This window comes from Micromonospora sp. CPCC 205561 (assembly GCF_036906775.1).
Taxonomy (GTDB): Bacteria; Actinomycetota; Actinomycetes; order Mycobacteriales; family Micromonosporaceae; genus Micromonospora.
On record NZ_JBAKHV010000001.1, the window covers coordinates 408,474 to 434,853 of the forward strand.

Annotated in this window: 21 protein-coding genes and 2 tRNA genes; 14 read left to right on the plus strand and 9 right to left on the minus strand. The window is 70.3% G+C overall.

Features of this window, described 5'->3' with window-relative positions; translation table 11 throughout:
• Positions 1–77: 77 nt before the first annotated feature.
• Positions 78–1,346, minus strand: coding sequence for a glycosyltransferase family 87 protein (locus V6V16_RS01845; RefSeq protein ID WP_334558897.1), 1,269 nt, complete (start codon positions 1,344–1,346; stop codon positions 78–80).
• A gap of 68 nt (positions 1,347–1,414) precedes the next feature.
• On the opposite strand from V6V16_RS01845, the gene orn reads away from it, so the two are divergent.
• The gene (gene orn, locus V6V16_RS01850; protein WP_334558899.1) at positions 1,415–2,011 is read left to right on the plus strand and encodes an oligoribonuclease; all 597 of its coding nucleotides are present in this window, start codon (positions 1,415–1,417) and stop codon (positions 2,009–2,011) included.
• A 130-nt stretch (positions 2,012–2,141) separates the two neighbouring features.
• Positions 2,142–2,214: transfer RNA gene (locus V6V16_RS01855), tRNA-His, on the plus strand.
• Between the two features lie 50 nt (positions 2,215–2,264).
• On the opposite strand, the gene V6V16_RS01860 is transcribed toward V6V16_RS01855, so the two are convergent.
• Both V6V16_RS01860 and V6V16_RS01865 read right to left on the minus strand, forming a co-directional pair.
• A complete protein-coding gene (locus tag V6V16_RS01860) occupies positions 2,265–3,563 on the minus strand; it encodes a L,D-transpeptidase (protein WP_334558901.1) in 1,299 nt (432 codons plus the stop codon).
• Between the two features lie 369 nt (positions 3,564–3,932).
• Positions 3,933–5,198 carry a L,D-transpeptidase gene (locus V6V16_RS01865; RefSeq protein WP_334558902.1) on the minus strand — a complete coding sequence of 422 codons (1,266 nt, stop codon included), beginning with the start codon at positions 5,196–5,198 and terminating at the stop codon, positions 3,933–3,935.
• A 186-nt stretch (positions 5,199–5,384) separates the two neighbouring features.
• Here V6V16_RS01865 and V6V16_RS01870 point away from each other — a divergent pair.
• Positions 5,385–5,460 (plus strand) — tRNA-Lys (locus V6V16_RS01870).
• A gap of 678 nt (positions 5,461–6,138) precedes the next feature.
• On the opposite strand, the gene V6V16_RS01875 is transcribed toward V6V16_RS01870, so the two are convergent.
• Positions 6,139–7,320 (minus strand): right-handed parallel beta-helix repeat-containing protein, encoded by a 1,182-nt coding sequence (locus V6V16_RS01875; protein ID WP_334558904.1) that lies wholly within the window; start codon positions 7,318–7,320, stop codon positions 6,139–6,141.
• Positions 7,321–8,060: 740 nt separating this feature from the next.
• Between V6V16_RS01875 and V6V16_RS01880 the strand changes: the two genes are divergently transcribed.
• Complete coding sequence (locus tag V6V16_RS01880; protein ID WP_334558906.1) at positions 8,061–8,588, plus strand: GNAT family N-acetyltransferase; 528 nt, start codon at positions 8,061–8,063, stop codon at positions 8,586–8,588.
• Positions 8,589–8,660: 72 nt separating this feature from the next.
• Here V6V16_RS01880 and rfbD read toward each other — a convergent pair whose 3' ends face one another.
• From rfbD to V6V16_RS01900, 4 genes are all read right to left on the minus strand, one after another.
• Positions 8,661–9,665 (minus strand): dTDP-4-dehydrorhamnose reductase, encoded by a 1,005-nt coding sequence (rfbD, locus tag V6V16_RS01885; RefSeq protein WP_334558908.1) that lies wholly within the window; start codon positions 9,663–9,665, stop codon positions 8,661–8,663.
• Between the two features lie 422 nt (positions 9,666–10,087).
• On the minus strand, positions 10,088–10,654 hold the full coding sequence (locus V6V16_RS01890) for a dTDP-4-dehydrorhamnose 3,5-epimerase family protein (RefSeq protein WP_334558910.1): 567 nt from the start codon (positions 10,652–10,654) through the stop codon (positions 10,088–10,090).
• 677 nt (positions 10,655–11,331) lie between these two features.
• Complete coding sequence (locus V6V16_RS01895) at positions 11,332–12,471, minus strand: hypothetical protein (RefSeq protein WP_334558911.1); 1,140 nt, start codon at positions 12,469–12,471, stop codon at positions 11,332–11,334.
• Between the two features lie 30 nt (positions 12,472–12,501).
• A complete protein-coding gene (locus V6V16_RS01900) occupies positions 12,502–13,371 on the minus strand; it encodes a hypothetical protein (RefSeq protein ID WP_334558912.1) in 870 nt (289 codons plus the stop codon).
• A 102-nt stretch (positions 13,372–13,473) separates the two neighbouring features.
• Between V6V16_RS01900 and V6V16_RS01905 the strand changes: the two genes are divergently transcribed.
• The 3 genes from V6V16_RS01905 to V6V16_RS01915 are packed head-to-tail and all read left to right on the plus strand — an operon-like array spanning position 13,474 to position 15,718.
• Entirely contained in the window at positions 13,474–13,821 is a 348-nt protein-coding gene (locus V6V16_RS01905; protein ID WP_334558914.1) for a hypothetical protein, read from the plus strand.
• Positions 13,818–14,444 carry a tetratricopeptide repeat protein gene (locus tag V6V16_RS01910; RefSeq protein WP_334558916.1) on the plus strand — a complete coding sequence of 209 codons (627 nt, stop codon included), beginning with the start codon at positions 13,818–13,820 and terminating at the stop codon, positions 14,442–14,444. The genes V6V16_RS01905 and V6V16_RS01910 overlap by 4 nt, the downstream gene beginning before the upstream one ends.
• Complete coding sequence (locus tag V6V16_RS01915) at positions 14,441–15,718, plus strand: glycosyltransferase (protein ID WP_334558917.1); 1,278 nt, start codon at positions 14,441–14,443, stop codon at positions 15,716–15,718. The genes V6V16_RS01910 and V6V16_RS01915 overlap by 4 nt, the downstream gene beginning before the upstream one ends.
• Positions 15,719–16,260: 542 nt before the next feature.
• On the opposite strand, the gene V6V16_RS01920 is transcribed toward V6V16_RS01915, so the two are convergent.
• Entirely contained in the window at positions 16,261–17,277 is a 1,017-nt protein-coding gene (locus V6V16_RS01920) for a glycoside hydrolase family 11 protein (protein WP_334558919.1), read from the minus strand.
• A gap of 756 nt (positions 17,278–18,033) precedes the next feature.
• Between V6V16_RS01920 and V6V16_RS01925 the strand changes: the two genes are divergently transcribed.
• The 7 genes from V6V16_RS01925 to V6V16_RS01955 all read left to right on the plus strand — a co-directional run bounded on the left by V6V16_RS01925 (position 18,034) and on the right by V6V16_RS01955 (position 26,259).
• Positions 18,034–18,306: a GlsB/YeaQ/YmgE family stress response membrane protein gene (locus tag V6V16_RS01925; protein WP_334558920.1), complete on the plus strand. Its 273-nt coding sequence runs from the start codon at positions 18,034–18,036 to the stop codon at positions 18,304–18,306.
• A 627-nt stretch (positions 18,307–18,933) separates the two neighbouring features.
• The gene (locus tag V6V16_RS01930) at positions 18,934–20,217 is read left to right on the plus strand and encodes an MDR family MFS transporter (RefSeq protein WP_334558921.1); all 1,284 of its coding nucleotides are present in this window, start codon (positions 18,934–18,936) and stop codon (positions 20,215–20,217) included.
• A 370-nt stretch (positions 20,218–20,587) separates the two neighbouring features.
• Positions 20,588–21,391, plus strand: a complete 804-nt coding sequence (locus V6V16_RS01935) for a phytanoyl-CoA dioxygenase family protein (RefSeq protein WP_334558922.1) — start codon at positions 20,588–20,590, stop codon at positions 21,389–21,391.
• Between the two features lie 155 nt (positions 21,392–21,546).
• Complete coding sequence (locus V6V16_RS01940; RefSeq protein ID WP_334558923.1) at positions 21,547–22,596, plus strand: PLP-dependent cysteine synthase family protein; 1,050 nt, start codon at positions 21,547–21,549, stop codon at positions 22,594–22,596.
• 67 nt (positions 22,597–22,663) lie between these two features.
• On the plus strand, positions 22,664–23,881 hold the full coding sequence (locus V6V16_RS01945) for an ATP-grasp domain-containing protein (protein ID WP_334558925.1): 1,218 nt from the start codon (positions 22,664–22,666) through the stop codon (positions 23,879–23,881).
• A gap of 27 nt (positions 23,882–23,908) precedes the next feature.
• Positions 23,909–24,928, plus strand: coding sequence for an ATP-grasp domain-containing protein (locus V6V16_RS01950; RefSeq protein WP_334558927.1), 1,020 nt, complete (start codon positions 23,909–23,911; stop codon positions 24,926–24,928).
• A 14-nt stretch (positions 24,929–24,942) separates the two neighbouring features.
• Positions 24,943–26,259, plus strand: coding sequence for a hypothetical protein (locus V6V16_RS01955; protein WP_334558929.1), 1,317 nt, complete (start codon positions 24,943–24,945; stop codon positions 26,257–26,259).
• The last annotated feature ends 121 nt before the right edge of the window (positions 26,260–26,380 follow it).

Genomic DNA, 26,380 nt, shown 5'->3' on the forward strand with positions numbered 1-26,380 from the left:
GGGCCGTCCTCACCGGGGGATCGGTGCTACCCGAGAGGCGTCAGAGGTAGTTGTGACCAGGTTAGCGACGAAGAGGGCTACTTGGGAAGACTGTCCAGTTGTCGCGACCTGTCGCCCTGGCGCCGCACGGGCAGGCCGACCAGCAGCAGGAGGCTCAGCAGCACGTACGTGTTGCGCACCAGGAACTCGCCCGGCGAGTCGGTACGCGCCGGGGCGACCCCCCAGTCGTAGAAGGTCACCACCCCGTACACGATGAGGACCGACGTGCCGACGGCGAGCGCGGCCAGCCGGCGACGCCGACGGACTCCCTCACCCGTGGCGGGGTCGACGCTCAGCGCGGCGTCCGCCAGCACCACGACCGCCGGGATGAACCAGTAGATGTGGTGGGTCCACGTGATGGGGCTGACCAGCGCGCCGACCAGCCCGGTGAGGGCGAGCCCCGCGAGCGGGTCCCCGGCGCGGGCGGCCCGCGCGGCGCGCCACAGCCCGTACCCGGCGACGACCGCCACCAGCAGCAGCCAGAGCAGCTGGCCCGGCTTCTCCGGCGCGGTGATCCGGCTGAGCAGGCCGAAGAGCGACTGGTTGCCGGTGTAGTCGGTGCGGCCGACCCGGTCGGTCGCCCACAGCTCGTGGGTCCAGAACCGCCAGGAGTCGCGCGGCGCGACCGCCGCGGCGAGCAGGGTCGCGGCGGCGGCCGTCCCGCTCGCCACCGCCGCCGCCCGCCACCGGCGGGTGACCAGCAGGTAGACGATGAAGATGCCCGGGAAGAGCTTGAGCGCCGTCGCCAGCCCGACGCCCACGCCGGCCCAGCGACCGGACCGGGGTACGGCGAAGAGCAGGTCCGCCAGGATCAGCACGACCAGCAGCATGTTGATCTGACCGAAGGTGATCGTCTCGCGGGTGCTCTCGACGGCCAGTACGAGCAGCACGGCCACGGTGAGGCTGAACACACGGGGCAGGTCGTGCCGGGCGATCACCGGGGCGAGCAGCCACCGGGTCGTGACCACCACCGCCAGTCCGGTCAGGACCGTGAAGATCGTCACGGTGACGCCCAGCGGCAACAGCGCGAACGGGCGCAGCAGCAGCGCGCTGAACGGTGGGTAGGTGAAGTAGAGCTCGCCCTGCACCCGGTCGGGCTGGACGTAGTCGTAGAGCGGGTGGCCGGCCGCCCACCAGTCCATCGCCCGCATGTAGATCTTCAGGTCGAAGAAGTCGTGCACCAGGCCGGGCAGGTAGAGCGCCGGAAGCACCGCGGCCAGCGCCAGCACGGCCACGAGCCGGCGGACCGTACGGCCACCGGGAGCGTCGTCGGTGACGGCGGGCAGTGCGGCGGGTTCGGCTGGCACGGGGAAACCCTAGCGGTCACCTCGCGCCTCGGTGCGCGGGCGCGCGGCCGGTGGGCTGCGCGTAGGCTGTGCCGGTGGCTGATCTTCTCGTCTGGATCGACTGTGAGATGACCGGGTTGGACCTCGGCAGCGACAAGCTGATCGAGGTCGCCGCGCTCGTCACCGATCCCGATCTCAACGTGCTCGGGGAGGGCGTCGACGTGGTGATCCACGCCGACGACGCGGCGCTGGAGGCGATGCCGGAGATCGTGGCGACCATGCACGCCAAGTCCGGCCTGACCGAGGAGGTCCGGCGCTCGACGGTGACCCTCGCCGAGGCCGAGCAGATGGTCCTGGAGTACGTGGCCAGCCACGTGAAGGATCCCCGTACCGCCCCGCTGTGCGGCAACTCGATCGCCACCGACCGGGGCTTCATCACCCGGGACATGCCCCGCCTCGACGCCCACCTGCACTACCGGATGATCGACGTCTCGTCGATCAAGGAACTGTGCCGCCGCTGGTACCCCCGGGTGTACTTCGGCCAGCCGCAGAAGGGGCTCGCGCACCGGGCCCTTGCCGACATCCGCGAGAGCATCCGGGAGCTGGAGTACTACCGGCGGACCGTCTTCGTGCCACTGCCGGGCCCGGACGTGGAGACCGCCAAGGCGATCGCCGCCGAACTCTGAGGCGCCCGACTGAACCCGCTGGACGCGGCGGGCGGGGGTGGGGCTATTATTGATCCGCACCCAGCCCGGGGCGATCGACCGGGCGCGGATCCATCGGGTGTGAACGGATCCATCGGGTGTGAACGGCATGGTGGCTGTAGCTCAGTTGGCAGAGCACCGGGTTGTGGTCCCGGTTGTCGTGGGTTCAATTCCCATCAGTCACCCGGAGACCGAAGGCCCCCTCCGCGCGGAGGGGGCCTTCGGCGTTTCCGGCTCAGGGCGTCGGGGTGGCGGCGGGCTCGCCGCTCTCCTCCGGGGCGGTATCGGACGGCGGCTCGTACGGCAGCGCGCTGCCCTTGACGTACTGCTCCCAGCTCATGTTCCAGTCGGTCCAGCCGTTGCCGTTCTGGAGCCTGCGCTCGGTGCCCTTGACCGTGATCGGATCGCCGACGCGGGTGTTGGCGAACAGCCACGCCCCGTTGGCCATGGAGACGTTGACGCAGCCGTGCGAGACGTTCACCCGGCCCTGCTGCCCCTCCGACCAGGGCGCGGCGTGGATGAACTCGCCGCCCCAGGTCAGCCGCTGGGCGTAGTCGATCTTCGTGCGGTAGCCCTCCTCGGGGCCCAACTCCTCGAAGGTGTCGAAGACCGTCTTGCGCAGCTTCTCGATCACCACCATCGTTCCGCTGGAGGACGGGGTGCTCTTCTTGCCGAGGCTGACCGGGATGGTCTTGACCACGGAGCCGTCCCTGGTGACGGTCATCCGCTTGGTCTTGTTGTCCACCGTCATGACCACCGCCGGGCCGACCTTGACGTCGACGGTGAGGTCCGCCCGGCCGTACCAGCCGTCGCCGAGCGGCAGGCCGCCGGCCTGGACCCGGTACGAGACCTTGCTGTTCGCCTGCCAGAACTCCTTCGGGCGGTAGCGGACCTCGGTCGGGCTGACCCAGTGCCAGATCCCCTCCTGCGCCGGCGAGGAGGTGACCGTCATTCGGCTCTGCACGTCGTCGCGGTAGTCCTCGGCGATCGCCCGGCCGAACTTGACGATCAGCGGCATGCCGACGCCGACGACCTGGCCGTCACCGAGGAAGCTGGTGACCCGGACCTGCTTGTCGGGCTTCGCCATGGTGGTGAAGGTGCTGCTCGTCGTGGCCGGCCGGCCGTCGTCGCCGGTCGCGGTCACCGTCGCGGTGTACGTCTCGCCGTACTCCAGCGCGCCGGCGGGCAGCCAGTTCCTGCCGTCGGCGGCGAGCGTGCCCTCGACGGCCTTTCCGGCGGAGTCCTTCAGCTCGACGGTGGTCTCCTGGGCGTCCTTCGTGGTGAAGGCGATGCCGGTCGAGGCGGGCACGTCCTTCGCGTCGGGCGCGGGCTGGACGATCGTGGCCGCCGCCTTCGGTGCGGCGGGCTGGTCGTCGCCGTTCTGCCAGCCCGACGGCTTGCCCCCGCCGCCGCCGTCGGTGCAGGCGGAGGCCAGCACGAGCGTCACGGCGAGCACCGCCGCCGCGAACCCGCGGCGTCGGCCACCCCGCCGCTCGCCCCCGCGCCGGATCAGCTGGTCCTGGACAGCTCGCATGATTTCCTCACAGTCGTGTTCCCCGGTTGCCCATCGTCCCTCACTGACGCACGCGGACAGATACCCGTTCCGGAAGGTGAACCGAAACACTCCGTACGAGATGTCCGGATGCTGATAGAAGCGGCGGCCGGGAGAGGGCGCTTCCGGAGCCGCTGGCGGGCGGCGGAGGCGGCCGCGGCGGGCGGGCGCCGCAGGGGCGCGGGCGGTGCAGGGGCGCGGGCGGTGCCGACGCCGCCGGCTGACGGCGGAGGCATCGGCGGCGGAGGCGCGGGCGGTGCGCGGGTGGTGCGGGGACCGTCCGGACCCCGCGACGGCGCCGACCGGCCCGCGCGGGTGCGGACCGGTCGGCGATCGTAGGCAGGGGCCGGGTCAGAAGGTCGGGGTCTCGCCGCCCTCGGGTACGGGCACGGCGCTGCCCTTGACGAACTCGGACCAGCTCTGGCTCCACGCCGTCCAACCGTTGCCGGGGGCCAGCTTGCGCTCGGTGCCCTTGATCGTGATCGGGTCGCCGATCTTGGTCTTCCCGAACAGCCATCTCGCGTTCGCCGTGGAGACGTTGACGCAGCCGTGTGAGACATTCACCCGGCCCTGCTGCCCCTCCGACCAGGGCGCGGCGTGGATGTACTCGCCGCCCCAGGTCAGCCGCTGGGCGAAGTCGATCTCCGTGACGTAGCGGTTCGCCGGATCCGGATCGTCGCGGGTGTCGAAGACCGTGGACTCCATCTTCTCCATCACCACCATCGTGCCGCTGGAGGAGGGGGTCTTCTTCTTGCCCAGGCTCACCGGCACGGTGCGGACGACCTGGCCGTCCTCGTACACCGTCATCTTCTTTGTGGCGTTGTCCACCTGCATCTCGAAGGCCCGGCCGATCTTCGCGGTGGCCGACCGGTCGACGTTGCCGTGCCGGCCGTTGCTGAGCGGGATGCCGGCCAGCGCGATCCGGACGGTGAGCGTGGTGCCGGGCTTCCAGTACTCCGGCGCGCGGTAGTAGGCCTGGGTGCCGTTCGCCACCCAGTGCCAGGCGCCCGGCTGCGGCGGGTCGGTCTGCACGAACATCCGCCTCTGCACCGCGGCCCGGTCCTTCTTCGGAATCCCCGGATGGAACTCGGTGACCACCGGCATCGCCACCCCGTACGTCCGGTCGTCGAAGAGGTAGAGGCCGGAGCTGATCATCGACCTGGGCTTCGCCATCGTCGTGAAGCTGCTGGTGCCCTGGCTGGTCGAGCCGTCGGCGCCGGTGGCGCTGACCGTGGCGGTGTAGCGGGTGCCGTACTTCAGCGGCTTCGACGGCACCCAGGAGGAGCCGTCGGCACGCAGCCGCCCCTCGACCCGGCTGCCGCTCGCCGTGGCCAGCGTCACGGCCGACACCTTCGCGCCGCCGGGCAGCACGGCGCTGATCTCGGCGCTGACCGGCCTGTTCTTGGCCCCGTCCGCCGGGCTCACCGTCAGCGGCGGACCGCTCGGCGCGGCGGGGGAACCGGACTCGACCGCCGGACCCGGCGACGTGGACGTGGCCGGCGCGGTGGCGCCGACGAACTCCGCCTTCTTCTGCTCCGCGCCGCAGCCCGTCAAGGCCAGCGACGCCACCAGGCCGAGGGCACCCACCATCGCCCCGGCCCGCGCGAACATGCCCATCCCCACCTCTGTTCTCGCGTACCTGGCGCACATCGTGCCGCATGGCCGGCGGATCCCCCGCCCCGTCGTCCTCCACCCGGCGGTTTTGCCCCCCGATGCCCGTTAAGCTCGACCGAAGGGGGGAGCCGGGGATCGGATTGGAAACCCGTTCAGAGGGCGTGCTAGTGTTCTCCCCGTTGCCAACGAGCGCCGCTAGCTCAACTGGCAGAGCAGCGGACTCTTAATCCGCGGGTTCGGGGTTCGAGTCCCTGGCGGCGCACCAGCAATAAAGGCTCTGGCCTGGTGGTTCACACCGGGTCAGGGCCTTTTCGCGTACGCCGTTGGTGGGTGGTCGCTCGGTGGGTGCTCAGGAGCCGTTGGACCGCTCTGGCGTTGCAGGACTGGACGCAGGCTCGTGGACGCGCGGCGCACACCGCTGGTTCTTGCCCGGTGCGGGCCAAGATCGAATGACACCGATGTTGGTTCAACATCCCTGGCGGTTGCGGGCGTTGAATTTCTGGCGAGGGGGTTGATCGCACGACGAGTGCGGTGAGCAGTCATCGGATCTCCGGTGCCCTGTAGCCGATCATCATGCCGTCGGCGAGGCTGGTTCCCCTTCTGCGAAGGGATCGGGCCGCGGACAGCCAGGCGTGGCCGGCCATGGTGACCTCAACCAGGAGGGTTACGCCGAAGTCGCGATCGGTCACCCGAAGCAGAACCGGATCTACGTGATGTACGGCGGCCCGGACGGCCGCGACACCCTCGAGTCCCGGCGCGACCAGCTGGGCACGCTCGGCGGTCCGACCGGGGCAGCTTCGGCAAGTACCTCGTCGGCTGAAGGGCCGACCCGATCGGTCGGCCCTTCGCCGTACCTCTGCGCAACTCACCAGTTCAAGCGGGGTTGCTTCGTCGGTCGACCCGGCCCCCGGAGGCCTGGCCCGGCGAGCCCCCGCAGCCACGGTCAGCCGAGGACCGACACCGAAGAGTTGGCACCGACCGTGCCGGAGATCAGCCGCTGGAAGGGGGTGGGCCGGCCCGCCCCGGTGACCAGTCGGACGGAGAGGTAACTGCTGCCTGGGGCCAGGAAAAGGGCGCACCGCATGCCCGGCTCGTTGCTGACGATCCACCTCGCACCACCGCCGGACCGCTGGAACGAGCCGCCCTCGATGCTCACCGCGGACGCGGCCACGTAGAAACCCGCCGACTCCGAGTCTTCGCCGGTGCTGCCGCGCCCGGTCGAGTCGGCGGTGCAGCCGGAGAGCGTGACGTTAGCGGCGCGGATCTCGAAGCCGTTGCCGATGGTGTCCTGGGCTTCGCAGCCCACGACGGTCGCGCGTGCGGAGTCGATCCGGAAGGCGGGGGCGGAGGTTGCCGCGGTGCCGATGCCGTACGCCTTGCTGCCCCACATCTTGATGTTGCCGCCCCCGAGGAGGTAGCCGCCGCCCGCGCAGCCCTGGGCCGAGCATCCGCTGACGAAGCCGTCCGACGCCTGGAAGTTGTAGGCCCAGCCGCCCACCTTCTCGACCCGACAGTCGGTGATCTTGAACTCTCGCTGCCCACCCGCGTACGTGCCGCCGAGGAAGAGACCGTCGCCGGTGGTCCGGGTGACGAAGACCCGGGTCAGCCACGGCGCCGGGTCCGGCCCGAATGAGGCCGGCTCGGCGTTCATCTGGAGGTTGACCCCGTTGGCCACCCGGTTCGCCCCGTCCAGCCCGATGTCGGTCACGCACTGCCGGGTCGCGCCGGCCTGGGCGCCGGACCACGGGTTGACGACCAGGGCCGCCCCGCTGAAACCTGAGGCTGCGGTCAGCATCGTGACCAGCGGGCCGGCGCCGATCAGGGCCTGCTTGTCACCGAGCACTACCGGGGCCTTGAGGTCGTAGCTGCCGGGGGCGACATAGACGGCCCGCCGGCTGCTCGTGCCCAGCGCCGCGTTGATGGCCGCCTGGGCGCCCAGGGTCTCGTTCACCTCGAAAGTGGCACCGGAGCCCGCCGGACCGACCCAGGGGATCGCGCCGGTGGTGGCGAGCGCGGCGGCCTGGGCGGGCGTGACGCCACCCAGCGCGGGCGCCACCACGGCGGCACCGGCGGTGACCGCCGCGGCCCGGAACAGTTCGCGACGCGGCGAACGCTTCTCCTGCATGCTTCCTCCTGAGGGGTGACCGCCCTGGTCAAGGCCGGTCGAGGTGCTGATGGGCACGAGGAAGCGGACCGGTCGACGACCAGCCCGGCGCGCGCCGGGCTGGTGTGGTCTATCCGGTTGTGACGATCCCCCGTGGCGGCGCCGTTCCGGCGCCATCAGCGGCCATCTTTCCATCTCCCGGGCGATCCGTGGTTCCCGCCGCTCCCCGGCACCGGGCCCGACCAGCATCGATGCGGGTGCGCGTGGTGACGCGTCGACCCACCGTCCCGAGCCGTCCAGGCGGGTGGCTCCGGACGCTCCACCGGCCGCCGCGACCACCACCGCACCCGACGGTCCGACCGGGCCCGCGCCGTCCGGCGCCCCGGAGGCAGGTGCGGCGGCAGATCGAGGAGATCGGTGCCCGCGGCGGCGCGCCGGACGGGCAGGGTGCCGGCGTAGTCGCCCTCGACGAGCCAACCGCCGCTGGCCACGAGCGCTTCCTGGTGACTCGGAAATCCCCGCGACGAACGACCCGAGGGTCGATACGCTGGCGCCTCGATCGATCATCGCGGATCCTGCCCGCAGGCGGGCCCGGTCTGCTCTCCAGGTGCGATCTCGTCCTGGGGCCGCGCCGCGCCCGGGGGCGACAGTGGTGTGGCACGGGATCTCCACGGGACGTGGCCGTCGCCTCGCGGACGTGCCGAACCGTGGCGTACGGGAGGTGGGGTCGAGATTTGTTGTCGATCTTCGGGGGAGGGCTTGTGAACGCGTTGGGTGAGCTGGTGGAGCTGCGGGCGATGCGCCCGGGGGACGCCGACGCGCTGTGGCGGTGGAACCATGATCCGGAAGTCATGCGGTACATGTGGGAGGGATATCCGCAGACGCCGGAGTCCGTTGCGAAGAGGCTCGCCGAGCGGCCGCGGAACTCGTACGGTGACACGCTCTTCGGGGTGGAGAGCCGAAAGGACGGCAAGCTGATCGGCCTGATCGCGCTGCACGGCGCGGAGCCGGAGACGGGGACCGCCGAGCTCGACATCTACCTCGGTGAGAAGGACTACTGGGGTCAGGGGTACGCCACCGACGCCATGCGGACCGCCTGCCGGTACGGCTTCAACAAGATGCGTCTGCACCGCATCTGGCTGACCGTGGTGGTCGGGAACGAGGCCGCGCACCACGTCTACCAGAAGATCGGTTTCGTCGACGAGGGACGGCTCCGCCAGGCGTTCCGCCGGGACGGAGTGTGGATGGACGCGTACCTGATGGGCCTTCTGGCCGGCGAACTGCGCTGAACGTGCCACGGCGGCCGGGCCGGTGTCTCTCCGCCCGGCTCACGCTCGGACGCTCAGGCCGACAGGCGGTGCTCACCCGAGTTGCGGACCGTCACCCGAGTTCGCGGCCATCTTCGCGGTGGAGGGTGTCTTCGACCTCGCACCGGGCGCGACGCCCCTGCCCGGTGGTGCCGCGCCGGCCTTGACCGCTCTCGCGGCCTCGGCCAGTTCGGCGAGGCCGGGGCGGCGCAGAGCGGCCCGCAGTTGGCTGCGCCAGTCGTCCATCAGCTCGAGACCGGCTTCCGCCCACCGTCGGCGGGCGAGCACGCTGAATGCCGGCCGACGCGCCGGACGCGGGAACCGGTCGGTGGTGGTCGGCCGGACGCGGTCCGGGTCCAGACCGCATTCCTCGTACACGGCGCGCGCCAGGCCGTACCAGGTGGTGCGCCCTCCGGCGACGCCGTGGTAGATCCCGGCGGCGAGCCGGCCGGCACGGGCGGCGCCGCCGAGGTCGACGATCCCCTCGGCGAGCGCCGCCGACCACGTCGGCTGCCCGTGCTGATCGGCCACCACCCGCACGTCGGGGCGGCTCGCCGCGAGCAGGAGCATGGTGGCCACGAAGTTGGGGCCGTGCTCGCCGTAGAGCCACGCCGTGCGTACCACGTGACCGGTGTGCGGCAGGACGGCGCGCACCGCCCGCTCGCCGGCGAGTTTGCTGCGCCCGTACGCGTTGACGGGTGCCGGCGGAGCCGCCTCGTCCAGCGGTGCGTCCCCGTCCCCCGTCAGCACGTAGTCGGTGGATATGTGGACCAGGTGCACGCCGTTGTCGGCGCAGGCGCCGGCCAGGTGTCCCACGGCGTGGCCGTTGACCGCCGTGGCGAGATCCTCCGCCGCCTCGGCGCCGTCCACATCGGTCCAGGCGGCGGCGTTGACCACGATGTCGTGCCCCGGGACGGCCCGGGCGACGGCCGCCGCGTCGGTGATGTCGAGCTCGCCGTGACCGGCGGCGGTGACCACCGCCCCCGGGCGGGTCCGCAACACCTCGACGATGTCACGCCCCAGCATGCCGCCGGCCCCGGTGACGAGCCAGCGGGTCATCGGGTCGCCGCAGCGGCCGTGGGCGGGCGGTCTGGCACAGCCGCCGGACCGGGCGGGGCCGCCACCTCCCGGGGCGCCGCGGCGGCGGCCTCGGCGAGGACGGGTCTGCCGGGCAGGTGCTGCACGTCCAGGGCCGACAGCAGGCCCTCGGCTCCGGCTCCGGCGACGGAGGCGGTGGTCGCGCTCGGTAGGTCGCGACCGGCCGCTCGGGCCGCCCCGACGAGAGGCACGACCGGCAGCACCGGACCGCATCCAGGCCCGGCGGAGAAGACGACTCCCACGAACGGACGGTCACGCATTCCTCGCCCTCCTCCACAAGCCCTGCGACGAGGAGGTACGGCACCCCGGCGACCGGTGCGCGCTGCTCCGGGAAGCGGGTTCCCGCCGTACGGTGCGTACCGGCACGCCCGTCGTGCCGCTCGTCACTCCCACTTGGGGAGCAGGCCCGAGTCGGCCATCTCCGCCAGGGAGCGGGCGCCACGGTCCTTCTCCGACATCACCGGCGGCCCGGGCAGCTCCCACGGCAGGGCGAGCTGCGGATCCAGAGGATCGACCTCCAGTTGGGCGGCGGGGTCGAAGAGCGTGGACACGGCGTACAAGACGCAGGTGTCGTCGGCGCGGACGTGGAAGGCGTGGCCCACGCCGTCGGGGATGTAGAGGGCCCGTCCCCGATCCTCGACGAGTTCCGTGACCACGTACCGTCCGAAGGCCGGCGAGCCCATCCGCAGATCGACGATGATGTCGCGGATGCCACCCCGCAGGCAGGTGACGAACTTCTCCTGTCCCGGCGGCACGGCCGTGCTGTGGATACCGCGCAGAGTGTTCCGGCGCGAGACCGAATAGTTGATCTGCCCCACGACGAAGGAGTGCCCCAGGTGGGGTTCGAGCAGGTCGGCGCGGAGCAGTTCGAAGAACGCACCCCGGTCGTCCGCGTGGGGCTCCAGGTCTATGACGTACGCCCCGGGAATCGCCGTCTCGGTGATCCGCATCTGAGGTTCTCCTAGTAGTGCTTCGTCATCAGCTGAGCCGGGCGGCGGGCTCTTGAGATCAGCTGGATCATCACGAGGACGGTGCACTCCAACCTCGTCCCTGGTGGTGTCAACGAGGCTGACTCCGCTGTCCGTACTAGCCTTCATCAAAACGTGACAAAGCACTACGAGTGCGAAGACCCCAGGCGAATCGGCCTCGGTCGGCGTTCGTTGGGGCATGCCGGGTACGGGTTTGACGTTGACCGGCGGGCCGGGAGTTGGCCGTCGCACGCGCTGAGGGCCTGGTTCCGCCGGGCGAGGCCGCGGCGGCGTGGTGCGTCGGCGCGTACGGCGTGGTCGCCACCGGGATGACCGCGATCCGGCGCGGGCGGTGTCAGCTGGACCTGCGCGCGCATGGGGCGGAGGCTCATCCTCGGGTCAGCCCGGGTCTGCCGTACCCGAGGACGCGGATGCCGGAGCCCGTCACCTTATCGAAAGAAGGACTCACCTTCGCCTGAAAACGTCGAGATGCCGCCATAAACACCTCGGCGGACGAATCCGTCCAATACGGTACAAGTCGTCGACGGGCAACCGTACATCACCAGTAGGTAGCTGGGTGCGTCCGAGGTGGCTCTGGAGGGATCGTGAGCAACAACCGACGGCTACGGCGAGGGCTGAAGCATGGCCGCGCCGCCGCTTCAGGGCTGGGTTCTGCCCTGCTGGTAGTCGGGATGACGGGTGGGCCCGCAGCCGCGGCGCAACCTGAAGAGGCGAAAGCGTCTCCTCTGGGCATGCACATCGGTACGCCCGGTCCGCTCGGCCAGTTCGGCGGGCAGGCGTCGTACTGGTCGGCTGTCCACCGGGACGGCGACGGACCTGACGATTCCTGGAAGCCCGACCCCGACAGGCCACCGGACTACGGGCCGCAGGGCTGGCAGGGCCCGTGGGGTGGGCACGACGGGGGCAAGCGGCCGAAGCGGGGCTACCCGCATGGCTCCAAGGGCAGTCAAGGCCCTCAAGGCCCTCAAGGCGACGCAGGCGCCCAAGGCGCGCGGGGCGACACCGGCGCTCAGGGTGCCCAGGGCGACGCGGGCGCTCAAGGCAGCCGGGGCGCTCAAGGTTTCCAGGGCGTTCAAGGCGACGCAGGCGCCCAAGGCGCGCGGGGCGACACCGGCGCTCAAGGTGCCCAGGGCTTCCAGGGCAGCCAGGGCGAGACCGGTGCGCAAGGCACCCAGGGCGCTCAGGGCGAGTCTGGAGCCCAGGGCGCGCAGGGCGATACGGGCGCTCAAGGCGCTCAGGGGTCTCAGGGCGACACGGGCGCTCAGGGCGCTCAGGGGTCTCAGGGGGCACAGGGTTTTCAGGGCACGCAGGGTGACGTAGGTGCTCAAGGTGCCCAGGGTGCGCAGGGCGACACTGGCGCTCAGGGGGCCCAGGGCTTTCAGGGGAGCCAGGGCGAGACCGGCGCTCAGGGGCCGCAGGGCGTTCAAGGTGCGCAGGGCGACACGGGTGCCCAGGGTGCCCAGGGAGTTCAGGGTGCTCAAGGCGACGCGGGTGCTCAGGGGGCCCAGGGCTTTCAGGGGAGCCAGGGCGAGACCGGCGCTCAGGGGCCGCAGGGCGTTCAAGGTGCGCAGGGCGACACGGGTGCCCAGGGTGCCCAGGGAGTTCAGGGTGCTCAAGGCGACGCGGGTGCTCAGGGGGCCCAGGGCTTTCAGGGGAGCCAGGGCGAGACCGGCGCTCAGGGGCCGCAGGGCGTTCAAGGTGCGCAGGGCGACACGGGTGCTCAAGGTGCCCAGGGTGCCCAGGGTGATGTAGGCGCTCAGGGGGTTCAGGGTTTTCAAGGCTCTCAGGGCGAGACCGGTGCTCAGGGGTCACAGGGCGTTCAAGGCAGTCAGGGCGAGACCGGCGCTCAGGGGCCGCAGGGCGTTCAGGGTGTGCAGGGCGTCACTGGTGCTCAGGGCGCGCAGGGTGACGTGGGCGCTCAGGGGGCTCAGGGTTTTCAAGGCAGTCAGGGCGACACTGGCGTCCAGGGGCCGCAGGGCGTTCAGGGCGCGCAGGGCGTCACCGGCGCTCAGGGTGCTCAGGGCGATGTAGGTGCTCAAGGCGCTCAGGGCTTTCAAGGTAGCCAGGGCGAGACCGGCGCTCAGGGGCCGCAGGGTGATGTAGGCGCTCAGGGGCCGCAGGGGGTTCAAGGCAGCCAGGGCGACACTGGCGTCCAGGGGCCGCAGGGCGTTCAGGGCACGCAGGGCGACACCGGTGCCCAGGGCGCGCAGGGCGAGACGGGCGCTCAGGGACCGCAGGGCGTTCAGGGTGTGCAGGGCGAGATTGGTGCTCAGGGCGCCCAGGGTGACGTGGGTGCTCAAGGTGCTCAGGGTGACGTGGGTGCTCAAGGTGCTCAGGGTGACGCGGGTGCTCAGGGGGCTCAGGGTTTTCAAGGCGTGCAGGGCGAGACGGGCGCTCAGGGGTCGCAGGGCGTTCAAGGTGTGCAGGGCGACACTGGTGCTCAGGGGTCGCAGGGCGTTCAGGGCGTGCAGGGCGAGACTGGCGCGCAGGGCGACGTGGGCGCTCAGGGCGCCCAGGGTTTTCAGGGCGCCCAGGGCGAGACCGGTACCCAAGGGCCCCAGGGCGCCCAGGGCGCGATTGGCGCCCAGGGAATCCAGGGCGCCCAAGGCGACGCGGGCGCTCAGGGATTTCAGGGGGCCCAGGGTTTCCAGGGCGCCCAGGGCGACACCGGTGCCCAAGGGCCCCAGGGCGTTCAGGGCGACACCGGCGCCCAGGGGATTCAGGGCCCCCAGGGCGATACCGGCGCTCAGGGACCGCAGGGCGCTCAGGGAGTGCCGGGGGTGTCGGGTAACGGAATTGACGCCGCCTACATCCAGGGCCCGCTGACCGTGATCGCGGACACCCCCGTTGATTTCGGTTGCCAGGCCGGAGACATCGCTGTGGGAACCGGATATCAGCTTTCAGGTGCGGGAGTCAATCCGGTGCTGATCCAGCCGCTCTCGGTCAGTGGCTACCAGTTCACCTTCACCGGCGGAGGCGCCGACATCTGGGTGTCCTGCATCTCGCTCACCACACCGGTGGCGTTGGGGGCTGCGGCCAACACGTCGGACCGCGCGGCCGACAGTAGCAGGGCCAGCCGGCCGAACGGCACGTCGGACCGCCCCGTTACCGTCAAGGAGAAGAAATGAGCATGCGTCAGATACTTGGGTCACTCGCCTGTGGTGCGGTCTTGCTGACCGGAGCCGCGGCATGCAGCGAGAAGTCCGCCGAGAAACCACAGGCGAGCAAATCCGGAAACAGTGACAAGGCGAACGGCGGCGCCAATACCGGAACCGCGCCGGCGGATCTGCTGAAGCTCGGCGTCGAACAGGGTCAGGCCGGCAACCTCGACGCCGCGAAGGCCACATTCGAGAAGGTGCTGGCCGCCGACGCCGACAACAAGTTCGCCTGGTTCAACCTGGGCTTCATCGCCCAGTCACGTAACCAGGCCGACGAGGCGATCAGCAACTACGACAAGGCCCTGGCGGCCGACGCCAGCTACAAGCCGGCTCTCTACAACAAGGCCATCGCACTGGAACGTACGGCGCCGACGACGTCGATGGACATCTACCGCAAGGTCGTGTCGATCGACAACAAGTCATCGACCGCCTACCTCCGGCTGGGCTTGCTGCTGTCCCAGACCGGTGACGCCGCGGCGGCGCGGGATGCCTTCAAGGCGGCGATCCGGTTGGACAAGCGGCTCGCCTCGTCCGTTCCCGAGAAGTACCGCACAACCCCGTCCCCCTCGTCCTCGGCTCGGACGGGCAGGTGAACGGCTCGATGCGCACACCGCGTGTGACGGTCTTCACAGGAAGCAACCGCACCCGTTTCATCGACGAATGCTTCCGATCGCTGGTTGCGCAGACCTTCACCGACTGGGAATGGGTGGTCGTGCTCAACCAGGGGTCTCGTTGGCGGCCCGAGAGACACGACGATCGGGTCCGGCTCATTGTCCAGGACGACCTGAACGGCGTCGGCGCCGTGAAGGGGTACGCCTGCGCCGAGGCCGCCGGGGACATCCTGGTCGAGCTGGACGACGACGACCTGCTCAGCAGCGACTGTCTGCAGGAGGTCGTCGATGCCTTCGACTCCAACCCGGAGGTGGGGTTCGTCTACAGCGACACCGCGCAGATCCAGGAGGACGGCGGCCGCTGCGAGGACCGTTTCGCGAGTTCGTTCGGCTGGCGGCACTACGACGAGAAGGTGGACGGTCGCGAGGTGCTGGTCTGCCGGGCGCTGCCGCCGACGCCGCACAACGTGAGCTACATCTGGTACGCGCCGAACCATGTGCGTGCCTTCCGCCGGGACATCTACGAGAAGGTCGGCGGATACGACGAGTCGCTCGACGTCGCGGACGACGCCGATCTCATGGCCCGGATCTACCAGGTGAGCGAGTTCCATCACATCCAGAAATGCCTGTACCTGCAGCGCATGCATGCCAAGAACACGCAGCGCATTCCGGATGTCAACGCCCGTATCCAACAGCGTACCGTGGCGATTTACGACCGGAACATTCAACAGAACGCGCTGACCTGGTCACGGCGGCAGGGGCTGCTGGCGCTCGACCTCGGTGCGGCCCACAACAAACCGGAAGGTTATCTGGGCCTGGACTGCCGCGACGGGCCGGGAGTCGACATGGTCTGCGACATAGTGAGGGGAGTGGACCTGCCCGACAGCAGTGTCGGGGTCATCAGGGCTGTCGACTTCCTGGAACACGTTCCGGACAAGATCGCCTTGTTCAACGAGCTGTACCGACTGCTCGCGCCGAACGGGATGCTGTTGTCGCTGACGCCCAGCACCGACGGCCGGGGCGCCTACCAGGATCCGACGCATGTGGCGTTCTACAACGAAAACTCGTTCTGGTACTTCACCGACGCCAACTACTCCCGTTTCGTACCTGAAATAGAATGTCGGTTCCAGGCCTCACGGCTGGTCACGTACTTCCCGAGCGAATGGCACCAGACGCACAACATCCCGTACGTCTCCGCGAATCTTATCGCGATCAAGGACGACGCCCTACGCAACGGCGGCCTGTTGAAGATATGAATGCCGGCGGGGCGGCCGGCGGTCAGGTCCTACGAGACAGCCGGTCGCGCTACGCGGCAGGAGTGCCCGGCCTGTGCTGGCCGGCGAGCGCAAGTCGATCAGCCCCGCGCGCCCCGGTCTGTGTACCGTCGGCTGTGCCTCACGCTCGGGCGACGAGCTCTTCGAGACCGGCCAGGTGGGCGTCGGACGCCGTACGCCCGTAGTCAGTGAGGCGGACGGACGTCTGCGCCGGATGCTGCGGTTCTCGTGGATCTCCACGTAGCCGGTCCGTTCCAGTGTGGTGAGTCGCCTGGAGAGCGCGGAGTCGATGCTGTCGCGCAGAAGAACGGCGACCACTCGGCCGGGGCGAGCAGAGCGAGATGTCCAAGCGGGCGGGGGTGTGCGGGAACGCGTCGAGGCCGGCGGCGGGTGGACACGTCGCGGTGAGTACTCGCCGTCCGGCTCGGGCCACGACCGGCCGGCCATGGCCCGAGGACGTCCGGAAGGGCGCGACGGCCCAGGCCGCCGCGCCCTTCTGGTGCGGTGTCGGGAGCTTTTCGGGGTCAGCCCGTTCGGCAGGTGACCGTCGGCCAGGTCCAGTTGCCGTTGGCCATGATCGTTATGCCGAAGTTGTTGCCACTGCCGTTCGGTCTGGCGGTGATGGTTCCGGTCGTGCCGCTGACCGAGGCGTTCCAGCTGTTCTGCAGGCTCTGGCCGCCGTTCAGGCCGAGGGACACGACCCAGTTGCTGGCGCCGCTGACCGCGACGTTGAGGTTGAACCTGTCACCCCACTGCTGGCCGGCCGACAGCGTCGCGGTGCAGTCGCCGGTGCCGGGTGGGTTGGTCGGGGTGGGGCCGGGGCCTCCGCCGGTGCCCTCCCGGACGGTGATGTCGGAGCTGCCGCTGCTCTGATAGCCCTCGGTGGCCATGATCTGGTAGCTGTGGTTGGTGCCGAGGCTCAAGCCGGCGCGGGCCCAGGCGTCGAAGTGGTTGGCGGTGGTGATGGTGCCGCCGGTGCGCTTCTGCTGACGCACGCTCCAGAACTGGTAGAACGTGGCGGTGCCGTCGATCGACGGCTGGTTGACCCGCAGGCTGCGGTAGATGTCGTAGGTGCTGCCGTCGGTGGTGACGGAGCCCATCCGGGTGGCGCCGCTGCTCGGGTTGTAGGTGCCGAAGTTCTCCACGACGTAGTACTCGATGAGCGGGTTCCGCGTCCAGCCGTACAGCGCGAGGTAGCTGTTGCCGTTCGGGCTGTAGGTGCCCGAGTAGCTGATCGTCCTTCGGCTACCGGTGGCCCAACCCTTGCCGCCGACCCAGTTGTTGGTGCCGCTGCCCCAGTTGCTGGAGTACCGGCCGTCGGCGCGCAGCGTCATGCTGGCGTTGCCACTGTCCTTCCAGAACGAGAAGAAGTAGCCGTTGTGCGTGCCGGTGGTGTTCGAGCTGACGGTCCGGTCGGCCTCGGCGTACGCGCTGGGGGCGGCTACGACCGTGCCGCCGACGGCGAGCGCCGCGGCGCACGCGGCCCCGAGGAGCAGCCGCAGGCGGCCGCGCCTCCTCGGTGTGGTCGAGATGTCGTTCATGTGGTTGCTTCCTCCTCGTGACGGCTGGCGGGATGCCAGCGGCGCGGCGGGCTGTCGCTGGCCAGAGGTGCGGTGGCCGGACACTCGGCGTCGTGCCACGTGGTGGGCCGGGCTGGTCCTGCGCGACCGGGGGAGCGGGTCGCGGTGGGTGGCATCGACGGTAATTGAGCCCTGTCGATGGCGACGATATTTAGGGTCGCGCCGGCGTGTCAACGAGTTTCGGAAATGTTTCGGAGTCGTATCGATGGCGGAGGGCTTCCGTCCAGCGAAGCATCTCCAGCTGGGCGTGCGGGACATGGTGAATCTTAGCCGGCGAGATCGACTGGCCGCTTCCTCCGGAGGCTTGGTTTCCCAACGGATATCGCCGGAAGTTTCGGAACCTTTCCGGACCCTGCCCCTGCTGACCGGGTGGGGGGCCGATGACGGCGGTCGCGCCCGGGAGGGGTCGAGGGCCGCCGGCCGCCCGCTCCGGCAGGTTCCCGTGCGCTCGCGGAAGCCCGGCGACGACCGTGCACTACGCAGAGTAGCTGCGGCCTGCCGTGGTCCCGCTCGGCCCGGCTCGACGGCGGTCCTGCGGCCGGCGCGCTTCGCCAGGCCAGCCCCGCCGCCGGCCGCCGGTTGTGTCGATGACGAATCCTGCGCGGCTCCATGACAGTTGTATGAAGAAGCTGTGGAAGTGACCGTCGGTGGTTTCGCCGCCCTCCCGGCGGGGGCAACACCCAGCTCGACGACAACTCTCCGGAAGGACGGCTCCACGTGGAAGTCACCGGTTTCTTCACCGCCATCATCATCGGTCTGATCATCGGGGCGTTGGGTCGCCTGGTCGTGCCCGGCAAGCAGCACATCCCGATCTGGCTCACACTCCTCATCGGTGTGGTGGCGGCGATCCTCGGCACACTCGTCGCCGCGGCTCTGGGCGTCGACGACACCAGGGGGATCGACTGGATCGAGCTGGCCCTCCAGGTGGTCTTCGCGGCGATCGGCGTCGCCATCGCCGCCGGTGCCTACGGTCGTCGACGCGTACGCTGACCCGCGCGTTCCCGGCGCCGGCCCACCCTCGCCGTGGGGCGGCGGCGTTTTCTGTCCACCGTCGCGGGCGGACCGCCGACGCCGGGCTGCCCGGCCCCGCCGGGCCGCCCGGCGTCGCGACGGGTCGCCGGTGGTCCGGATGGGTCGGTGTCGCGTGTGGCCTGCCCCGACCGGGTGCGCGCCGGTGCCGACGCGCCCGATGACGCGGTCGCCGCGGGGGTGGTCCTCCGGCGGCGGCGGTGGACCACCGCCCCGATGCAGTTGCCAGTCTTTTGCAACAAGCCCCATCCGTGTCAGGATGTGACCATGGACGTCGCGTTCCGTGTTCGGCCGGCCTGCTCGGCCTCGGGCTGCTCGCCCGGCCGATCCCGCGGTCCGGGGCGGTGCGGGGCCTACGGGCGGGTGGGTCCCGCCGCCACGCGGCGTGCGGCCCGGCGGCCGCCCGTCGGTCGCGCGTGGACCTGACCGCGCGCCGCCACGTCGGGCGTCTCCGCTCGGTGCGCCGCTGTCCATGTTCGGCTCCGCTCCCGGCGTTCTCCGCACCGAGGCCCGGCACGGCGGGGATTGTCGCTGTTCAGGTGATGATGGGGGATCCTCATGCCGGTCGTGTCCGGTCGACTCCGTCCGGTGAGTTCGCTGAAGGAGGCGGTGTCGGGCCTGCCCCGGGAGTTCTGGTGGCTCTGGGCGAGCACGCTGATCAACCGGCTGGGTGGCTTCGTCACCACGTTCCTGTCGCTCTACCTCACCGCCGGCCAGGGCTACTCGGCGAGCTATGCCGGCCTGGTGGCCGCGATGTACGGCCTCGGCGGGGCCGTCTCCGCGGTCGTGGCCGGCGTCCTCGCGGACCGCTTCGGCCGGCGTCCCACGCTTCTCGTGTCGCAGCTGGCGACGGCGGCGGCCATGGCGACCCTCGGCCTGATGCAGCATCCGGTGGCCATCGTCGTGGTCGCCACCATCCTGGGCCTGACCGCCAACGCGTCGCGCCCCTGCATCCAGGCCGTCATCGCCGACCTGGTGCCGCCGGCCGACCAGGTCCGCGCGTTCTCGCTGAACTACTGGGCGATCAACATCGGCTTCGCGGCGGCGTCGGCCACCGCCGGATTCATCGCCGAGAGCGGCTACCTCTTCCTGTTCTTCGGCAACGCCGCCTCCGTGCTCGTCTGCGCCCTGCTCATCTACCTCAAGGTCCCGGAGACCAGGCCGGACGACGCGTCCGCCAGAGTGGGCGGGGGCGGCGACAAGGCGGTGGGCGCGCGAGCGGGGCGGCCCTCCACGGGGCTGGGCGAGGTGCTGCGCGACGGTAAGTTCATGGTGGCCGTGGGGTTGGCGTTCCTGCTCGCGATGGTGTTGATGCAGTACACGACGTCGTTGCCGGTGAGCATGGGCCGCAACGGCTTCTCCAGCGCCGACTACGGGCTGGTGATCAGCATGAACGGTCTGATGGTCGTGGTGGCCACGATCCCACTGACCCGGGCGATCAAGCATCGGAACCCAGTCCACGTGCTGGTCGTGGCCGCCCTCCTGTCCGGGTACGGGTTCGGGCTGACCGCCTTCGCGGACTCCGTGCCGCTCTACGTCGCCACGGTGTGCATCTGGACGGTGGGCGAGATCCTCAACTCTCCCACCAGCATGGCCCTCGTCGCCTCCCTCTCGCCCGCCCATGCCCGGGGGCGCTACCAGGGCATGCACACCTTCGCCTGGTCGGCGGCCACCTTCGCCGGCCCGTTGCTCGGTGGCCTCATCATCGACCACCTCGGCGACAGGTCCCTGTGGCTCGCGTGCGCCGCGCTCGGCACGGTGGTGGCCGTGGGCTACTACCTGCTGCGCGGCACGTTGAACGCGACACGACACCCCCCGGTGGCGCCGGTCGTCGCCGCGGAACGGGAACTCGCCCACGACCACCAGGGCTGAACCCGTCGTGACCGAATGGCGGGCCTCCGGGTTGTGGCCGATCAACGGTTCCCCCGGGCCCGGCCCGTGCCCCAGGGGCCGGGCCGGGCCGGGCGACGCCCCGCCACCGGGGTCCACCGAACGGCAGGCCGCGCCGGCGCCCGGGCGGTGGTACGGCCGCGCGCACGGACAGCTCGCCACGCCGCGGTCCGGTCGGTGGTCCGCCTGGTTGTCCAGCGGCGACGCGGCCACGGTGAACGGCCGATATGACCCACGGTCATGGAGCCGGGACCGACAGTGATCTGTGCCACAGGTATTTCCATTGACACTCTTCAGTGAATAGGCATAGCGTTTCTCGCGACACGACGAGATTACGGGGGTGTAACACGCTATGTCGGAGACCATTGGTGCGCTCAAGCCGGTAAAAGATGAATATGATGTTACGGGCTGGTGTCGCAATCCGGAGTCGCTCAGTATCGAGAACGTCGAAAAGCTGCGCGAAAGCATCGATCGGATCAGTCGCGAAAATCGACCCGAGGTGGTCTACGAGCAGGGCACGAATGTGGTGCGGGCCGTGCACGGTTGCCATCTCTTCGACGAGACCAGCGCGAAGCTGGTACGACTTCCGCTGCTCGTCGAACTCGCCGAGGCGCTCGTCGGGGAGCCGGTCTACGTCTACCAGTTCAAGGTCAACCTCAAGCAGCCGTACGAGGGTGCGGCCTGGCCGTGGCACCAGGACTACACCTTCTGGCGCCACGAGGACGGGATGACCGACGACCGCGCGGTCAACATCGCGATCCTGCTCGACGACACGCACGAGGGCAACGGCCCCCTGCGCGTGCTGCCCGGCACGCACCGCCTGGGCCTGATCGAGGCCGCCGAGGACCGGTCACGCAGCGGGGACTGGCGCAAGCACGTGTCGGCCAACCTGGAGTACACCGTGGCGGACGCCGACGCGGAGCGGCTGGAGAAGGAGTACGGCAGGGAGCTCGTGGTCGGTGCAGCCGGGTCGATCTTCGCCTTCCACCCGAGCATCGTGCACTCCTCCTCGTCGAACACCTCGCCGGATCGCCGCGCCCTGCTCCTGGTGACCTACAACGCGGTCAGCAACGCCCCGGGTTCGTCGCCGCGGCCGGAATTCCTCGTGAGCAGGGACACCCGGCCGGTCGTGCCCGCCGAAGACAATTTCCTGTGACCGTCGGGCCGCGTGATCCGTCCCGCCGCCACGGCCGTGCCGGATTGCGCGACAGCCCGAACTGATCGCAATTCCGGCGCCGCGTCCAGCGGGTCGCGGCGTCGACCACCGCTGCCGCAGGTGGCAGCTGAATCGTAAGCATTTACGGGGGTGGAATGATCTACGAGTCGATTCTCGATACCGTCGGGCGCACTCCGGTGGTCCTGCTCTCCAAAGTCAACGAGCTCGCCGGGTGTGAAATACTCGTCAAACTCGAGTCGTTCAATCCGGGTGGCAGCATCAAGGATCGCGCCGCCCTGTCGATGGTCACCCAGGCGGAGCGGGACGGCCGCCTGAAGCCGAACGGCACGATCGTCGAGTCGACCTCCGGAAACCTCGGCAAGGCGCTCGCGTTGATCGGCGCGGCGAAGGGCTACCGGGTCGTGGTGGTCGTCGACCCGAAGGCGCCCCAAAGCATGATCAACTTTGTGTCGGCGCTGGGCGCCGAGATCGAGATGGTCGACACGCCCGACGAGAACGGCGGGTTCCAGCGACCGCGGCTCGAGCGGGTCCGGCAACTGCTCGGCGAGCTCCCGGACGCCTTCTGGCCCGACCAGTACAACAATCCCGACAACCCCCGCGCCCACGCCGAGGTGACGGCGGCGGAACTGCTCGCCGACGTGCCGAGGTTCGACGCCCTCGTCGCCGCCGTCAGCACCGGGGGGCACATCAGCGGGTTGGCCGCGACCGTCAAGCGGCACCTCCCCGAGGTGGTGACCGTCGGGGTGGACGCCGAGGGGTCGGCCGCGTTCGGCCACCGCCCCGGGAAGTACGCGATGCGGGGCCTAGGCCTCGCGTGGCCCCCGGGCAACCTCGACCGCTCGCTCGTCGACCGGCTGCACAGGGTCGCCGACAGCGAGGGGATCGCGACGATGCGCCTACTGGCCCGGGCGGAGGGGATCCTGGTCGGCGAGTCCGGCGGCGCCGCCGTCTTCGCGGCACTGCACCACGCCCTCCGCCACCCGGGCAGCCGGATCGTGGTGGTAGCGGCCGACGGGGGCACGAACTACCTTGACGAATCCTTCCGGGCCGACGCCGGGAGCGGCGACCGGCCACCCCGGGAAGCCGTACTCGCCGACCTGCTCGCCGAGGCGGCGGCTCCCCGGCACGGGCAGGTGCTGCTCGACCTCGACCGGCCGGCGGCGTCGTCGGGTGTCGTCGGTTGAGGCGGCCCGACCCGACGCAGCCGACCCGAACAGACGTCCCCGACGGAAGGCAACACAGGTCAGACAGATGAGCATCGTCTTCATCGAAGCGAACTCCACCGGCACCACCTCCGACGCGATCAGGCTGGCGCGTCGGCGGGGTCACCAGACCGTCCTGGTCACCATGCAGCCCGAGTTCTACGCGACCCTGCCCGACAATCCGCTCGACCTCTGCGACCGCGTGATCCACAGCGACACCTACAACGTCGCGGAGATCCTGCGGGCGATCCGCGGTATCGACGTCGAGGCCGTGATCGCCTTCGACGACTACCACCTGAGCGTCGCTGCTCTCTGCGCGATGGCGCTCGGGTTGCCCCACGCGGACGTCCGAGGCCTGGTGGCCGCCCGCTACAAGGACGTCGCACGGGAGCGCACCGCGCCGGTCGCCGGCGCGGTGCGCGCCCAGGTGGTGGCCGAGGGGCGACTCGGCGAGGTGGATCTCGACGCCCTGCCGTACCCGGTGATCGTGAAGCCGGTGGACGAGAGCAGCAGCGTCGCGGTGCGGCTCTGCCACCGGCCCGAGCAGGTGGCCTCCGCCTTCGACGACTACCGGCACCACGTCGTCAACGCCCGCGACTACCGGCCGGTGCGGGCCCTGCTGATCGAGGAGTTCGTCGACGGCGAGGAGTACAGCTGCGAGCTCTACTTCGATCGCGCCGCCGGCTGGCGGGTCGCCGCCCTGACGCGGAAGTTCGTGACGCCGCCCCCGCACTTCGTGGAGGTCGGCCACCTGGTGCCCGCCCCGGTCCCCGCCGCGCTCCGTGAGCGCGTCACCGCCCGGGTGGTGCAGTGGCTCGATGCGGTCGGGCTGCGCGCCGGGGCCGCGCACGTCGAGCTACGGATCAGGGACGACGAGGCGTACCTCATCGAGATCAACCCGCGGCTGCCCGGCGGCCACATCACCCAGCTCGTCGAGTGGTGCACGGGGATAGATCTCGTCGGCCGCTACCTCGACTTCCACCTGGCCGGCGGCGGCGCGCCGGACGAGCGCGAGCCGGCGTTCGCGGTCGCGGCCAGCCGGTTCGTGCTGCCCGAGGAGGTGGCGGCCGAGAAGACGAACAACGACGTCTACAAGTGTTTCACCGAGCTCTCCACCTTCCAGCGGGGCCGCGTGCAGCCGGGCGACCGGACGGTCCACCGCTCGCACAGCAACTACGACCGGGTCGGTTACGTGCTGCTCGCCGGGTCGGACGAGGAGACCGTCGAGGCCGACCTCGGCCTGCTCGTGCAACGCCTGAAGTCCTGAGAACAACGACGAGTCCTGGAGAGGCCCATGGGTTACAAGGTTCTGGTTCTCATTTCGCGGATGGACGAGTACCGGCTCGACAACCATTCGCTGATCCCCAACGGACTGCTCCGCTGCGGGCACGACGTCCACGTGGCCGACATCGAGACCCTCGGGGTGTACGACGGCACGGTCGTCTGCGACATGTTCCGCCTCGACCGCGAGTACAAGGACGGGGTGCCGTTCCCCGACCTGAAGCTCGCCCGGGGCAACGCCGAGGACTTCGACCTGGTGTGGCTGCTCACCAGCCCGCACCCGAACCTGTTCCTCGAGACCTACCAGTTGCTCTGGGTGCTCAACCAGCGGGTGCCGTTCGTCAACGACGCCAGCGCGGTCCTCTTCCTGAACAGCAAGATCGCGCTCATCGCCGGCGTCGACCGCGCCCACCTGCCGAGTTCCTACGTCTCCAACCAGTTCGACGTGCTGAACGACGTCGTGACCAGGGACGCCTCGCAGTCCTGGATCATCAAGCCGGGCAACGAGGGCTGCGGCGCCGACATCTACTTCGTCAACGCCCGGGAGAAGAACTTCCGCGCGCTGCTCCAGTCGGCCACCGGCAACGAGGTGTCGCGCTACGAGAACTACGGCCGTCCCGCCGTCGGGCTGTCCCGCAAGTACGTGGCGATGCAGGAGTTTGTGCCGACCGTCTCGCAGAACGAGAAGCGGGTGCTGCTCTCCGGCGGCGTACCGGTGTGCGGGTTCCGCCGGTTCCACAACGACGACGACCACCGGGCCAACGCCACGCTCGGCAACAAGTTCGCCGAGCTGGTGCTCACGGAGGAGGAGGACGCCTTCTGCCGGGAGCTGGGCCGCTCGCTCATGCGGCAGGGCATCTACTTCGCCGGCGTGGACCTGGCGTTCCCGTACGTCCTGGAGCTGAACCTGGAGAACCCGGGCGCGATCAACTGGACGATCCGCTCCACCGGCGTGGACAAGTCGCCCGAGGCCGTGGACCTGTTGATCACGGCCCTCGAACGCGACGGCCGGTTGAAGCCGCGCGGCGCCTGACGGACGGAGGGGACGTGACCATGTTGCACCCGGGCCTGCGCGACAGCTGGGCCGAGTACGAGAAGACGGTCGGCGCCGAGGCCGCCGAGGACGTCGAGCGGTTCAAGGCGGCGATCTACCGGGAGAGGTTTCCGCACCTGTTCCCGCCGCCGCTGTTCGACGGCGCGTTCGTCGCGGAGCTGACGGCCGACGCGCAGTCGCTGCTGCGGCTGCTCTACTCCCTCCCGGACCGGATCTTCGACGGGAACGTGGCCGCCTGGATGGAGTTCCAGGGCCTGCCGGGCGACGAGCGGGACCTGCTCTCCAGCCTGCTGTCGGAGCGGAACCTGCTGGTGGCCCGGCAGTTCGCCCGGCCCGACTTCCTCCTGACCGCCGAGGGGCCCCGACTGGTGGAGGTGAACGTCTCGGCGCCGCTGGGCGGCCTGAACACGCACGACCCGTACGTCCGGCAGTTCCGCAGGTCCGGCTATCACGACCATCTGCTGCGCGCGGGCTTCCCGGTCTCCGCCCCCGACATGACGAGCGTCTGGGGGGCGGCGCTGCGGCAGTTCGCCCGGGTCCGGCCGGAGACCGGCCGCCCGGTGTTGTACGAGGCGATCGCCAACCCCGAGGACATCAACTCCGGCCGTACGGCGTTCGAGCAGCTGGTCGGTGAGAACGGGTACGACTACGCCAACGGCCTGGTGCAGAGCCTGGACGTCACCGACGCCGGGGTGTTCCTCGACGGGCGTCGCATCCACGCCATCTTCACGATGTACACCTGGAAGGAGGCGCGCGAGTTCGTCCCCCCGGCCCTCACCCGGGCGCTGGCCGACGCGGACGCCGCCGGGCTGGTGGACTTCGTCGCGCCGCCGACGTACGCGCTGTTCGACCACAAGTCCAACCTGGAGCTGCTCTCGTCGCCCGAGTTCGCCGGCTTCTTCAGCGAGCCCGAGCGGCGGCTCATCCGCCGCTACGTGCCGGAGACGTTCCGGTTGACCGCCGCCAACGCCGAGCGGGTGGTGGGCGAGAAGGACCGCCTGGTGCTCAAGCCGGCCTCGGAGTACGGCGGGCGGGGCATCCTCTTCGGCGACCAGATGTCTCCCGGGGAGTGGGCGGGGGCCGTCCGCGCCGCGGTCGCCTCGGGCGAGGGGCACGTCTGCCAGGAGAGGCTGGCGGAGCTGTGGCGGTATCCGGGGCCCGACGGCCGCGAGTACCACGTCGTCCTCGGGCCGCTCGTGTTCGCCGGCGAGTACGGCGGCACGCTGGTGCGCTGGACCGACGTCGAGAGCCGTAACCTGCTGATCAACGTGCGCAACGGTGCCGAGGCCGGTGCGCTGCTGAGTGCCTGACGGAGCGCGGCGCCGGGGCACCCCGCCAAGGTCGGGGTGCCCCGGCGCCGCGCGTCCTTCCGGCGAGGCGGTGCACGCGTGTCGCAGTGCGTGCCGCCGCCGGCCGGTGGCCGACCCGGTG